General features: G+C 66.6%; 12 protein-coding genes. 6 read left to right on the forward strand and 6 right to left on the reverse strand.

Annotated features, from left to right (window positions below; genetic code table 11):
* Positions 1 to 39: 39 nt before the first annotated feature.
* Positions 40 to 2,919, reverse strand: coding sequence for an EAL domain-containing protein (locus ACQR1X_RS06565; RefSeq protein WP_315804765.1), 2,880 nt, complete (start codon positions 2,917 to 2,919; stop codon positions 40 to 42).
* A gap of 169 nt (positions 2,920 to 3,088) precedes the next feature.
* The gene (locus tag ACQR1X_RS06570; protein WP_434892664.1) at positions 3,089 to 4,087 is read right to left on the reverse strand and encodes an NAD(P)H-quinone oxidoreductase; all 999 of its coding nucleotides are present in this window, start codon (positions 4,085 to 4,087) and stop codon (positions 3,089 to 3,091) included.
* Between the two features lie 86 nt (positions 4,088 to 4,173).
* Between ACQR1X_RS06570 and ACQR1X_RS06575 the strand changes: the two genes are divergently transcribed.
* Both ACQR1X_RS06575 and ACQR1X_RS06580 read left to right on the forward strand, forming a co-directional pair.
* Positions 4,174 to 4,365: a DUF1192 domain-containing protein gene (locus ACQR1X_RS06575; RefSeq protein ID WP_315713892.1), complete on the forward strand. Its 192-nt coding sequence runs from the start codon at positions 4,174 to 4,176 to the stop codon at positions 4,363 to 4,365.
* A 614-nt stretch (positions 4,366 to 4,979) separates the two neighbouring features.
* Positions 4,980 to 5,492: a DUF1465 family protein gene (locus ACQR1X_RS06580; RefSeq protein WP_315804767.1), complete on the forward strand. Its 513-nt coding sequence runs from the start codon at positions 4,980 to 4,982 to the stop codon at positions 5,490 to 5,492.
* A 158-nt stretch (positions 5,493 to 5,650) separates the two neighbouring features.
* Here ACQR1X_RS06580 and rpmE read toward each other — a convergent pair whose 3' ends face one another.
* A complete protein-coding gene (rpmE, locus tag ACQR1X_RS06585) occupies positions 5,651 to 5,878 on the reverse strand; it encodes a 50S ribosomal protein L31 (protein ID WP_012046762.1) in 228 nt (75 codons plus the stop codon).
* Positions 5,879 to 6,101: 223 nt separating this feature from the next.
* Between rpmE and ACQR1X_RS06590 the strand changes: the two genes are divergently transcribed.
* Positions 6,102 to 7,958 (forward strand): ABC transporter ATP-binding protein/permease, encoded by a 1,857-nt coding sequence (locus tag ACQR1X_RS06590; protein ID WP_434898531.1) that lies wholly within the window; start codon positions 6,102 to 6,104, stop codon positions 7,956 to 7,958.
* A gap of 143 nt (positions 7,959 to 8,101) precedes the next feature.
* Positions 8,102 to 8,302 (forward strand): hypothetical protein, encoded by a 201-nt coding sequence (locus ACQR1X_RS06595; RefSeq protein WP_006614616.1) that lies wholly within the window; start codon positions 8,102 to 8,104, stop codon positions 8,300 to 8,302.
* Positions 8,303 to 8,503: 201 nt separating this feature from the next.
* Here the strand turns inward: ACQR1X_RS06595 and ACQR1X_RS06600 are convergent, their stop codons facing one another.
* The 3 genes from ACQR1X_RS06600 to ACQR1X_RS06610 are packed head-to-tail and all read right to left on the reverse strand — an operon-like array spanning position 8,504 to position 11,022.
* Complete coding sequence (locus tag ACQR1X_RS06600) at positions 8,504 to 8,953, reverse strand: GNAT family N-acetyltransferase (RefSeq protein ID WP_434881820.1); 450 nt, start codon at positions 8,951 to 8,953, stop codon at positions 8,504 to 8,506.
* Positions 8,950 to 9,978, reverse strand: a complete 1,029-nt coding sequence (locus ACQR1X_RS06605; protein ID WP_315804770.1) for a peptidoglycan -binding protein — start codon at positions 9,976 to 9,978, stop codon at positions 8,950 to 8,952. The genes ACQR1X_RS06600 and ACQR1X_RS06605 overlap by 4 nt, the downstream gene beginning before the upstream one ends.
* A gap of 54 nt (positions 9,979 to 10,032) precedes the next feature.
* Positions 10,033 to 11,022, reverse strand: a complete 990-nt coding sequence (locus ACQR1X_RS06610; protein WP_315804771.1) for a flagellar motor protein MotA — start codon at positions 11,020 to 11,022, stop codon at positions 10,033 to 10,035.
* Positions 11,023 to 11,203: 181 nt separating this feature from the next.
* Between ACQR1X_RS06610 and ACQR1X_RS06615 the strand changes: the two genes are divergently transcribed.
* Both ACQR1X_RS06615 and ACQR1X_RS06620 read left to right on the forward strand, forming a co-directional pair.
* A complete protein-coding gene (locus ACQR1X_RS06615) occupies positions 11,204 to 12,016 on the forward strand; it encodes a DUF1295 domain-containing protein (protein WP_434898532.1) in 813 nt (270 codons plus the stop codon).
* A gap of 12 nt (positions 12,017 to 12,028) precedes the next feature.
* Positions 12,029 to 13,057, forward strand: a complete 1,029-nt coding sequence (locus ACQR1X_RS06620; RefSeq protein ID WP_315804773.1) for an SAM-dependent methyltransferase — start codon at positions 12,029 to 12,031, stop codon at positions 13,055 to 13,057.
* Positions 13,058 to 13,094 lie beyond the last annotated feature (37 nt).

The raw sequence follows: 13,094 nt of genomic DNA on the forward strand, positions 1-13,094 counted from the left end.
CATCCTGAGGCTGTTGCCATCATGGATGCATTGCGGCCCTCAGCTCGCCGCTTCCAGCCGCTCTTCGGTCAGCAGCCGCATCGCGGCATCGGCATCCATCGGCTCGCCGAAGGCGTAGCCCTGGGCGTATTCGCAGCCGAGCTGGTAGAGCTCGACGGCATCGGAGTCGGTCTCCGCGCCTTCGGCCACCACGTCCATGCCGAGGTCGTGCGCCAGCGCGATGATCGATTTGAGGATCACGGGACGGGTGCCGCGCGCCGTGGTGCGCACGAACGACTGATCGATCTTCAAGGTATCGAACGGGAAGCGCTGCAGATAGGCCAGCGACGAATGGCCGGTGCCGAAATCGTCGATCGACAGGCCGACGCCGAGCTCGCGGATGCGCGCCAGCATCTGCGCGGCGTGCTCGGGGTTTTCCATCACGAGCGATTCCGTCAGCTCGATCTTGAGCGAGCCGCGCGCCACCGACGAGCGCGCCAGCACCGAGCGGATGTCGTGGATCAGGTCGTGGCGGAGCAGCTGGCGCGAGGAGACGTTGACGCTGGCGAAGATCGGCTCGCGCAGCCGCGTTGCGCGCTGCCACACCGAGAGCTGCCGCGCGGTCTGGTCGAGCACGAAGGTGCCGAGATCGACGATCAGGCCGATCTCCTCGGCGATGGTGATGAACTCGATCGGCGACATCCGGCCGAGCTTGGGGTGATCCCAGCGCGCGAGCGCCTCGAAGCCGGCGACCGAGCGATCCTCCAGCCGCACGATCGGCTGGTACAGGATCGTGATCTCCTGGCGCTCGATCGAGCGGCGCAGCTCGCTCTCCAGCGTCAGGCGGTCGTTCTTGCGCGCGCGCATCGCCGGCTTGTAGACGTCGATGCGGTCGCCGCCGATGCGCTTGGAGTGATACATCGCAAGCTCGGCATCCTTGATGATGTCCTCCGACAGCTGCGTCTGCGGATCGGACAGTGCGAGCCCGATCGAGGCGGTCAGGAAGATCTCGCGCTCGTTGAAGGCGATCGGCGCGCGGATGGTCTTGCGGATGGTCTCGGCGAACGCGGTGATGCGGGCGGGGTCCTGCTCCGACAAGAGGATCAGGCCGAACTGATCGCCGGCCAGCCGCGCCAGCGTGTCCTGGGGCTTGAGGATGCGCGACAGCCGCCGCGCCAGGGTCAGCAGGATGGAATCGCCGACCGCGATGCCGACGGAGTCGTTGACCTGCTTGAAGCGGTCGAGGTCGATCACCATCAGGGTCGGCCGCATGGCCGGCATCGACTTGGCGAAATTGGCGACGGCGGCAAGACGATCGATGAACAGCTTGCGGTTGGGCAGGCCGGTCAGGTTGTCGTGCACGCTGTCGTGGAGCAGGCGCTCCTCGGCATTCTTGAACTCCGTGACGTCGGTCAGCGTGCCGACGACGCGCGAGACCTCGCCGTCCGAGCCGACCACGGGCCGCGCCTTCAGCGCGAACCACATGAAATGGCCGTCGGGGGTGCGCAATCGGAAGTCCTGCACCAGGCGGCCGCGGCGCTGGTCGAGGACACTGTCGAGCGCGGCGCGGAAGCGGTCCTGGTCGAGCGGATGCAGCACCTCGAGCCATTTGGCCGCGGGGCCTTCGAGCGTGCCGCGCTTGAGGCCGAGCAGGCTCTCGGTCTCCGGGCTGGTGAACACCTTGTCGGCGGAGACGTCCCAGTCCCAGATCAAATCGCCGGAGCCGGCCAGCGCCAGCGCGCGGCGTTCGACGTCGGAGACGATGCCGGTGGTGGCGCCGCCGCCGGCGAAGGCATGCTGCATCACCGTGAAGCCGATCAGCATCACGATCAGCACGAGGCCGCCAAGCAGAGCCGGACCGACGATGTCGTTGGTGACCTGGCCCGCGACCGTCATGCCGGCGGCGGCGACCCACACCGTGAGCAGGAACCAGGTCGGTATCAGCAGCACCGCGCGGTCGAAGCCGTGGCTGGAGAGATAGACGATCAGCGCAAAGCCGAGCACGGCGATCAGCAGCAGCGACATGCGCGCGATGCCCGAGGCCACCGCCGGGTCGAACAGCGCCACTGCGACCAGCGACCCTAAGAAGAACAGCCAGCCCAGCGTGATGTGCGAGTAGCGAACGTGCCATCGCGACAGGTTGAGATAGGCGAACAGGAACACCAGCAGGGTCGCGGCGAGGATCGCCTCGCCGGCCGCGCGCCAGACGCGCTCGGCATTGTTCGACATGTCCAGGACCTTGCCCCAGAAGCCGAAATCGACGCCGATATAGACCAGCACCGCCCAGGCCAGCGCCGCGGCCGCCGGAAACATGATGCTGCCCTTGACCACGAACAGGATCGTGAGAACGAGGGCGAGAAGTCCGGAGATGCCGATCACGATGCCCTGGTACAGCGTGAACGAGTTGACCTTGTCCTTGTAGGCCTCGGGCTCCCACAGATAGAGCTGCGGCAGCTTGTCGGTGCGCAGCTCGGCCACGAAGGTGACGACCGAGCCGGGATCGAGGGTGACGCGGAAGACGTCGGCGGTCGGGCTCTCCTGCCGCTCCGGCAGGTCGCCGACCGAGGGCGTGATGGTGGCGATGCGCGACAGGCCGAGATCGGGCCACAACACGCCGGAGCCGACCACGCGGTAGTGCGGTGCCACGATCAGGCGGTCGAGCTGGTCGTCGGTGTTGTTGGCCAGCGCGAACACGATCCAGTTCTGGCCGCCCTCGCGGGCCCGCACCTCGATGCGGCGGACGATGCCGTCGGTGCCGGGCGCGGTCGAGACCTGGATGCGGTCGTTCTCGCTGCGCTGATGATCGAGGATGCCCGTGAGGTCGATCGCAGGCGCGTCGCTGCGAACGCTGACGGCGTCAACGGCCTGAGCGGGGGCAGCGGCACCACACATCACGAGGCCCAGCGCCGCCAACGACGCGAGGCACCTGATCAGACGCAATGTCAAATCTCCGCGTTCGACACCAATCCAAAGCGAAACAAGCCAAATCGAAAGAGGTCGTCGCCGGGCTAATTGGAGCCGTTCCAGGCACGGTTCAGATGTGCGCGATCATTGGCACGAAAGCGAGGAGAATCAAAGAGTTTCCAAACACGCTCTGTTTAGACTGCGCCTAGATTTCCAACACAATTTTGCCAATATGTTGGCTGGTCTCCATGCGTGCATGCGCTTTCGCGGCGTCCACGAGGGGAAAGGTCGAGTCCATCAGCGGCTTGATGCGGCCCTCGCGCAGGAACGGCATCACCTTGGCCTCGATCGCCGCCACCATCGCCGCCTTGTCGGCGTTGCTGCGCGGGCGCAGCGTGGATCCGGTATGGGTCAGGCGCTTCACCATCAGCTTGACGAAATTGACTGACGCCTTGGGGCTGGCGAGGAAGGCGATCTGGACGATACGGCCATCGATCGCCGCGGCGTCGTAGTTGCGCTCGATGTAGTCGCCGCCGACCATGTCCAGGATGACGTCGGCACCCTTGCCGCCAGTCGCCTCCTTGACCACGGCGACGAAGTCCTCCGTCTTGTAGTTGATGGCTCTGATGGCGCCGAGCTTGACGCAGGCGTCGGCCTTGTCCTGCGAGCCGACGGTGACCAGCACCTTGGCGCCGAATGCCGTGGCGAGCTGGATCGCCATGGTGCCGATGCCCGAAGAGCCGCCATGGATCAGCAGGGTCTCACCCGCCTGCAGACCGCCGCGCTCGAATACGTTGTGCCAGACCGTCATCAGGGTCTCGGGCAGGGCGCCGGCCTCCAGAATGGAGAGTGAGGAGGGGACCGCCATCGCCTGCGCGTCTTGTGCGATGCAATATTGCGCATAGCCGCCGCCGGCGACCAGGGACATCACGGTGTCGCCGAGCTTGTGCCGGACCGCGCCCTCGCCGAGCGCCACGACCTCCCCGGCCACTTCCAGCCCGGGCAGGTCGCTGGCGCCTGGCGGCGGCGGGTAGCTGCCGGAGCGCTGGGCGACGTCGGGACGGTTAACGCCGGCGGCCTTCACCTTGATCAGGATCTCGCCGGGGCCCGGCTTGGGGAGGTGCCGGGTTTCCGGCTTGAGCACCTCGGGTCCGCCCGGCTGGCTGATGGCGACCACGGTCATTTGCGCGGGCAGCTGTTCCATGAGAAATCCTTCGGCGAGGGCTGAAAGCGATGCTGCCGCGTGCTTAAGCCAGCCGGGGCATGGCTGGCAACCGGGAGGAGGGTGAGATGGCCAACGAGGACGACGACCGGCCGCGCAAGGCCGTTTCGCACGAGATCGGGCAGGATCTGTCGATGCTGTCGGTCGAGGAACTGACCAGCCGGGTGGCGCTGCTCCGCGCCGAGATCGAGCGCATCGAGCAGGCGGTGGCGAAAAAGCGCGCCTCGCGTGATGCCGCCGCCAGCATCTTCAAGTCGTGAGCCTCGCGGCCGTGGAAACACGGTCGGCCAGTGGCCGACATGGCTAACGAAGATTGAAAAATTTTCGCCATTTACGGTTGATTAAGCTTTCGCGTTTACAACCGGAACCGTCCTCGTTTGGACACCGAGTGGCTCCTGTCCACTCTGTTTGACGCCTCCCTGTTATCAACTTCAAAGCCGCCGGAAACGGCGGCTCTTTTTTTGCGCGCTCACCGAGCCGGGCGAACCGGGCGGTCGCCCGTGGCGCGCTCGTCCATCCGCAGGCGGGCGATCGTGGAACGATCGTCGTACCTGCTCATTGCGCCCGTGCCGGTCTTCGGTCGCCAGCCGGCCACGCGCGAAAATCCTGTGCGCAGCGGCAGGCGTGACGATCCTGGTTCGACGACTGCAAACTATTGCCGTGATCATGGTTGCTAGTTGAGCTGATCGTGCGACTCGGCCGCGATCGGCCGTGTGGCAGTCGCAAGTGGTACGAGGGCACGGCATGGCCCACGCCGTGGAAACCATAAAAGGCGTTGCTGCTGGACTCTCGAAACCGGCCGCGCAATGATTTGTTCATCATACCGGCGCCGTTGCCGGGTTGCGTAAACAGTCGCGTTTAAGAGGCGTTAACCATGTCGGACCGTTTGCTGAGCGATGGCGCTCTGGTTCAGTTCAACGAGCGGCTCACCAATTCTGCTGCATTCGGCGCGCTGTTCCGGGAAGGCATGGATCTGGTCGAGGAGACCGCCGCCTATCTCGATGGCGACGGCCGCAACGAGGCCAAGGCGCTCGACCGCGCCGTCAGCCTGACCTACGCCACCGAGAGCATGCGCCTCACCACCCGCCTGATGCAGCTGGCGTCCTGGCTGCTCCTGCACCGTGCGGTGAAGGAGGGCGAGATGACCCTGAGCCAGGCCAACCGCGAGAAGACCAAGGTCAAGCTGACCGCCGCAGATCCCGGGCCGGATGATCTGCTGGAGAAGCTGCCGCAGCAGCTGCAGAGTCTGATCTCGCGCTCGATGAGCCTTCAGGTGCGGGTCCGCCGGCTCGACTCGACCATTCATTCCCCGCCGCCGGACCAGAGCGCGATCGGCAATCCGCTGGTCCCGCATCTCAATCGGCTGAAGGCTGCGTTCGAGCAGTAGGCCGCGGCATCGGGCGGCCCTGCCGGGCCGCTCGCCTCACCCGGAGGTCTCGTTGCGTCCAGCCCAGAAACAAAAACGCCCCCGTGTCCGGGGGCGTTTTGCTGTGAGCTGTCCATGGGCGCAGGCCAGGATGGCCGGTGCCGAGGGCCCAGGAAGGATCAATCCTTCTTGAGGAAGCCCTGGAACTTCTTCTGGAAGCGCGAGACGCGGCCGCCGCGATCCATGATCTGCTGGGTGCCGCCGGTCCAGGCCGGGTGCGACTTGGGGTCGATGTCGAGGTTGAGCTTGTCGCCCTCTTTGCCCCAGGTCGAGCGGGTCTGGTACTCGGTGCCATCGGTCATCACGACCGTAATCGTATGATAATTCGGGTGAATGTCGGCTTTCATGGCTGATCCTGCGGCACGATGCGAGGACATGATGCGGCGCGGCCGCGCCTGATCCTGTCGTCACTGAAGGGGGACAATTGGCCGGCTCTATAGCCCAAGGTTCTGCCCAAAACAAGCCAAGGTCGCGGTTGAACACCTTGGTACGTTTCCGGATTTGCCAAGCCCGGCCCGGCAGGCCTATCAGGACGGCAGATCGGTATTTGGAAGAATTCTCAGGTGGCCCATGAGCGCAGTGGAACGGCTTGACGAACGGCAGGGCGCTGCCCCAGGGCAGGATCCGGTCGGAGATGCCGTTGCGGCCGTCGAGGCATTGGCGGAGCCGGCAAGCCCTGTGCGGCGCTCGAAGCTGCGCCCGCTGCTGGCGCTGTCTCCCTATGTCCTGCGCTATCGCGGCCGCGCCTTCCTGGCGCTGATCGCGCTGACGGTGGCGGCCCTGACCACCTTGCTGGTGCCGATCGCGGTCCGCCGGATGATCGATTTCGGCTTCACGCCGAAGGGCATCGAGCTGATCAACAGCTATTTCAGCGTCATGATCGCCGTCGTGGCGGTGCTCGCGTTGGCAAGCGCCGCCCGCTACTACCTCGTCATGACGATCGGCGAGCGCATCGTCGCCGATCTCCGGCGCGACGTGTTCGCGCATCTGATGTCGCTGTCACCGTCCTTCTTCGATTCCGCCCGCTCCGGCGAGCTGGTGTCGCGGCTCACCGCCGACACCACCCAGATCAAATCGGCGGCGGGCGCCTCCGTGTCGATCGCGCTGCGCAATCTGCTGCTGTTCATCGGCGCCACCGCGATGATGGTGATCACGAGCCCGAAGCTGTCCGGCTTCGTGCTGCTGGCGATCCCGCTGATCGTGCTGCCGCTGGTGGCGTTCGGGCGCTGGGTCCGGCGGCTGTCGCGCAACGCCCAGGACACGCTCGCCGACGCCTCGGCCTATGCGTCCGAGCTGATCGGTTCGATCAGGACCGTGCAGGCCTATACCAGCGAGAAGCTCGCTGCGGCGCGTTTCGGCGGCGAGGTCGAGCAGGCCTACGAGGCGGCGCGGGTCTCGACCCAGGCGCGCGGCGTGCTCACCGCGATCATCATTTTCATCGTCTTCTCCAGCGTGGTCGCGATCCTCTGGGTCGGCTCGCACGACGTGTTGACCGGCGCGATCAGCGCCGGCCGGCTCGGTCAGTTCGTGCTCTACGCGGCCTTTGCCGCCGCCGGTCTCGGCCAGCTCTCGGAGGTCTGGGGCGAAGTGTCGGCGGCGTCCGGCGCGGCCGAGCGGCTGTTCGAGCTGTTGCATGTGCAGCCGGAGATCACGGCGCCCGCGCAGCCCCGCCCGATGCCGGAGCCGGCGCGCGGCGACCTCGGCTTCGACCACGTCAGCTTCGCCTATCCGAGCCGCCCCGACGTCCGCGTCCTCGATGACGTCTCGTTTGCGATCCGCGCCGGCGAGAAGGTCGCGATCGTCGGCCCCTCCGGCGCCGGCAAGAGCACGCTGTTCCATCTTCTGCTGCGCTTCTACGATCCCGCTTCCGGCTCGATCTCGTTCGACGGCGTGCCGGTGCGCGCGGCCGATCCGCGCAAGATGCGCGAGCGCATCGCGCTGGTGCCGCAGGAATCCGTGGTGTTCGCGACAAGCGCGCGCGAGAACATCCGCTTCGGCCGGCCCGAGGCGACCGACGCCGAGGTCGAGCGTGCCGCCGATCTCGCTCATGCCAGCGAATTCATTCGCCGCCTGCCGAACGGCTTCGACGCGGCGCTGGGCGAGCGCGGCGTCACGCTGTCCGGCGGTCAGCGCCAGCGCATCGCCATCGCGCGCGCCATCCTGCGCGATGCGCCGCTGCTGCTGCTGGACGAGGCGACATCGGCGCTCGACGCCGAGAGCGAGACGCTGGTGCAGACCGCGCTCGAGGGGCTGATGAAGGACCGCACCACCCTGGTGATCGCGCATCGCCTCGCGACGGTGCTGTCCTGCGACCGCATCCTGGTCATGGATCGCGGCCGCATCGTCGAGCAGGGCACCCACACGTCGCTGGTTGCGGCCAACGGCCTCTATGCGCGGCTGGCGCGGTTGCAGTTCGAGGGCGTGTAGTTTCGGCAACACCGTGGATGAGCGGCAACACTCTCGGAATTCTTGTTCCCGACCCTGCAACCTTTCTCCCGCTTTATACGTTCCCTGCCGGAACAGATGGCGCGCCGTCCTGCTGCGCGCCCAACCGCACAGGAGCAACGCGCATGCCTTATCGCCGTGGCAGTTTTGCCCTCACCCCGCCCTCGTTCGTCATCTTCGCGATCGCCCTGGTACTCGCGCTTGTCGCGATGCTCGCACACTACATGCATGCCTCGGTGCCGCTGCTGTCGGCAGCACACGCCTTCGATGCACTCGCGATTGCCTTCGTCGTGCTGACCATCGGTGTGCTGTTCCGCGGCGTGTAGTTGCAGCTCGCCGCATACTCGGTGTCGCCCCTGCGAAGCAGGGGCCCATAACCACAGGCAGATGTTTGGCTGGCAAATGCCCGTCACCGCCATTGTTCGCAACACATCTGCTGCGGAGTATGGGTCCCGGATCTGCCCTCGCTTCGCTCGGTTGTCCGGGACGACAGCAGAGCATGCGGCTGCGAGGCCGAGTGTCGGCAACTAAGGCGTCCACGCCATCCGCAGCACCGGGCGGCCCGAGGTCAGGTTGACGTCCTCGCCGGCTTCAACAAAGCCACAGCGCTTGTAGAAGCTGATTGCTCGCGCGTTATCCTTGTTGACCAGCAGCGTGATGCCTCCAGGGGATCGCTCCTTGGCAGCGTCCACTAATTGCGTCGCGAGCGGTGAGCCCCAATACCGCGGCGAGACCACCAGCTGATCGAGATAGCCCGTTGCATCGATCGTGACGAATCCGGCAAGTGCACCTTCCGCCTCACCGACGATCACCTCCGCCTTCGGCACCAGCTCATTGCGCCAGCGCTCACGCCACCACGCAGCGCGCGCGGCAAAATCGATGGCGGGATAGGCGAGCTGCCACGTCTCCTGCCACAGCGCGATCGCGGCGTCCTCGTCCTCGGCGCGATAGGGGCGGAGGGTGGAGTTCGACGTCACCGCTCCGTCAGCTTCAGCTCGATACGCCGGTTGCGGCGGAACGCTTCCTCGGTGTTCGCAGGATCGAGCGGCTGGAATTCGGCGAAGCCCGCCGCGACCAGGCGCTGGGCCGGTACGCCGAGCGAGATCAGATATTGCACCACCGAGATGGCGCGCGCCGAGGACAATTCCCAGTTCGACTTGAACACCGGGCTGTTGATCGGACGAACGTCGGTGTGGCCGTCGACCCGCAGCACCCAGGAGATCTCTGCGGGGATCTGCTTGTCGAGGTCGACCAGCGCGGTCGCCACCGAGTTCAGCTCCTGCTGGCCCTCGGGCAGCAGGGTGGCCTGTCCGGTGTCGAAGAACACCTCCGACTGGAACACGAAGCGGTCGCCGACGACGCGGATGTCGGGACGGTTGCCGAGGATGGCGCGCAGCCGGCCGAAGAACTCCGAGCGGTACCGGGTCAGCTCCTGCACCCGCTGTGCCAGCGCGACGTTGAGGCGCGAGCCGAGATCGGCGATGCGGCTCTGCGATTCCTTGTCGCGCTTCTCCGAGGCATCGAGCGCATCCTCGAGCGCGGCGAGCTGGCGGCGCAGTGCGCTGATCTGCTGGTTGAGCACCTCGATCTGGGCCAGCGCCCGCGCCGTGACCTGCTTCTCGGAGTCGAGCGCCCGGTTGAGCTCGTTGGCGCGGCCGGCGGCATTGCTGCCGGCATTGGCGAGCCCGTCATAGAGGCCCTTGACGCGGTCGCGCTCGGCCTCGGCGTTCGCGAGCCCGGCGCGCAGCTGCGCAACCTGGTCGTCCAGCGAGAGCTTGCCGAGCTTCTCCAGGGACAGCATCTCGTTGAGCTGCGCGATCTTGGCGTTGAGCTGCTCCAGCGCCTTGTCCTTGCCGGTGACCTCCTGCGACAGGAAGAACTGCACCACCAGGAACACGGTCAGCAGGAACACGATCGACAGCACCAGCGTCGACAGCGCGTCAACGAAGCCCGGCCAGTAGTTGAGGCCGGAATCTCCGCGGCGGGTACGGGCAAGCGCCATTCAGCGTCTCCTAGCTCGTCTAGTAGTTCGGCCTGGGCCGGCCGACGGAGCAGCTCAACTCTTCTCCGTCTGCCGCGCCAGCCGCTCCAGCAGCCGCTTGATCTCGCGGTTCTGCTCGCCCTGGCCGTCGGCCCATTCGCGGATCATCTGCTGCTCGGTGCGCATGTGCCCGACCAGGCCCTGGATCGCCTCGGCGAGGTTGGCCATCGCCGCGGTGGCGCCGCGGTTGGAGCCTTCTTCCATGGCGGTGCGCAGCCGCTCGATGGCAACCGAGAGGTCGGCACCGGTGTCGCCGCTGCCGCCATATTCCCGCACGGTGCCGGCGAGCCAGTCCTCCAGGTCGGTATAGAAGCGGTTCTGCGCCTGGCTCGATTGCAGGTCGAGGAAGCCGAGGATAAGCGAGCCGGCGAGGCCGAACAGCGAGGACGAGAACGAGATGCCCATGCCGCCCAGCGGCGCGGCAAGGCCGCCCTTCAGCGTGTCGAACAGCGCACCGGCGTCGCCGCCGACCTTCAGCCCTTCGATCACCTTGCCGACCGAGCCGACCGTCTCGATCAGGCCCCAGAACGTGCCGAGCAGGCCCAGGAACACCAGGAGGCCGGTCATGTAGCGCGAGATGTCGCGGGCCTCGTCGAGCCGGGTGGCGATCGAGTCGAGCAGATGGCGCATGGTCTGCTGCGAGATCGACATCCGCCCCGAGCGCTCGCGGCCGAGGATGGCCGCCATCGGCGCCAGCAGGACCGGGTGGCGAGGCACCGCCAGGCCGGGATCGGCGATGCGGAAATTGTTGACCCAGGACACTTCCGGATAGAGCCGGACCACCTGTCGGAACGACAGGATGACGCCGATCAGCAGCACGGCCCCGATCAGGGCGTTGAGGCCGGGATTGGCGAAGAACGCCATGACGATCTGCTTGTAGAGCACGACGCCGACCAGGGCGCACAGCACCAGGAAGACCAGCATCCGCACCAGGAAGATCCGGGGCGTGGACAGCTTGGTCCGTTCGACGTCCATCGCGGAGCGGGAGGGGGAGCCTTGAGGCATTGTCGATGACATCCGTTGCGGGGACCGGTCCCTGAAATCCACTATGGCACAGCAGCAGCGGGAAAAAAGCCGCGATCGGCGCAATCCCGTCCCCTGCGCGGAACTATGGCTGAAACCGGCGGGCATCCGCGGCGTAGTTAGTCCCGTGGCTCATATCTAGCGGGAACGCCCTGGCTTTGTCATGACCGTCGTTGAATATCTGCAAGCGCTGCTGGCGATGGCCGTGGCGATGTCGGTGCTGATGGGGCTCGCCTGGGTCGTGCAGCAGCGCAGCGGCAACTCCGGCTGGGTCGACACCATCTGGACGTTTTCCGTCGGGCTGGTCGGCGCCGTCGGCGCGATCTGGCCCGCCGGCGGTGCCGCCCCCAACGCGCGGCAATGGCTGGTCGCGGTGCTGGTGGCGGTCTGGGCGCTGCGGCTCGGCAGCCATGTCGCGGTGCGCAGCCGCGGCATCTCCGACGACCCGCGCTATGCGGAGTTTGCCCGGCAATGGGGCGCGGCCGCACCGCGAAAGATGTTCCTGTTCCTGCAGCAGCAGGCCTGGGGCTCGATCCCGCTGGTGTTCGCGATGTTCGTCGCCGCCCATGCGCCGGCCGCCGAGCTGCGGCTGCAGGACTATCTCGGCATCCTCGTGCTGTTCGCAGGGATCGCCGGCGAGGGCGTCGCCGACGCTCAGCTCAAGGCGTTCCGTGCCGATCCCGCCAACAAGGGCAAGGTGTGCGACGTCGGCCTGTGGCGCTGGTCGCGCCATCCCAACTATTTCTTCGAATGGGTGTGCTGGCTGTCCTACCCGGTCATCGCGCTGTCGTTCGACCACCCGTGGGGCTTCGCCAGCCTGCTCGCGCCGCTGTTCATGTACTGGATCCTGGTCCACGTCACCGGCATCCCGCCGCTGGAGCAGCAGATGCTGCGCTCGCGCGGCGAACGCTACCGGGCCTACCAGGCGCGCACCAGCGCGTTCTTTCCCCTGCCGCCAAATCACTTTGCGAAGTAACGGAGCCACCGCATGAGCTTCATCTCGACCATCATCGGCGCCGCCGAGCGTGTGCCGCTGCCCGATGCCGTCATCCGCTCGGCGATCTCCGAATTGTGCGCGCGCACGGCGGCGCGGCTCGGCGGGGCCGATGCGATGGGTGACGCAGAGTTCGCCCGCCTGCTGACGACGCGGCCGATCGCCGAGCATACCGACGCGGCGAACAGCCAGCACTACGAGGTGCCGGCGGCGTTCTTCGCCCGCGTGCTAGGGCCGAACCGCAAATATTCCTGCTGCTTCTACAAGGAGCCGGTCTCGACCCTGCAGGAGGCGGAGGAGGAGGCGCTGCGCCAGACGGTGGCCAATGCCGATCTGCAGGACGGCCAGAGCATTCTGGAACTCGGCTGCGGCTGGGGCTCGCTGTCGCTGTTCATGGCCCGGCAGTTCCCGCGTGCGAAGATCACGGCGGTCTCCAACTCACATTCGCAGCGCCGCGCCATCGAGGAGATGGCGGCCGCGCGCGGCCTGCTCAATTTGCGGGTCGTCACCGCCGACATGAACGGGTTCGCTCCCGACGCGCGGTTCGATCGCATCGTCTCGGTGGAGATGTTCGAGCACATGATGAACTGGCGCGAGCTGCTGTCGCGGGTCCGGGCATGGCTCCTGCCGGATGGCCGGCTGTTCATGCACATCTTCACCCATCGCACCGCATCCTACCTGTTCGACCGCAACGATCGCGAGGATTGGATCGCGCAGCACTTCTTCACCGGCGGCATCATGCCGAGCCACGGGCTGATCCGGCAGTACGACGATCTGTTCGCGGTCGAGAAGGAATGGCGTTGGAGCGGCGCGCATTATCAGCGCACGGCGCGGGACTGGCTCGCCAATTTCGACGCCGACCGCGACCGCATCCTGCAGGTGCTGCAGCCCGTCTATGGCGACGACGCGACGCTGTGGATGCGCCGCTGGCGCTGGTTCTTCCTCGCCACCGCGGGTCTGTTCGGCCATGACGAAGGCCGCGAATGGGGCGTCAGCCATTACCGTCTGCGGCCGGCCAACTAATTTGTTCGCTGCGGCGGGATGCCGCAGCGCCGTCATG

It is taken from the genome of Bradyrhizobium sp. HKCCYLRH3073, assembly GCF_051167995.1.
Taxonomy (GTDB): domain Bacteria; phylum Pseudomonadota; class Alphaproteobacteria; order Rhizobiales; family Xanthobacteraceae; genus Bradyrhizobium.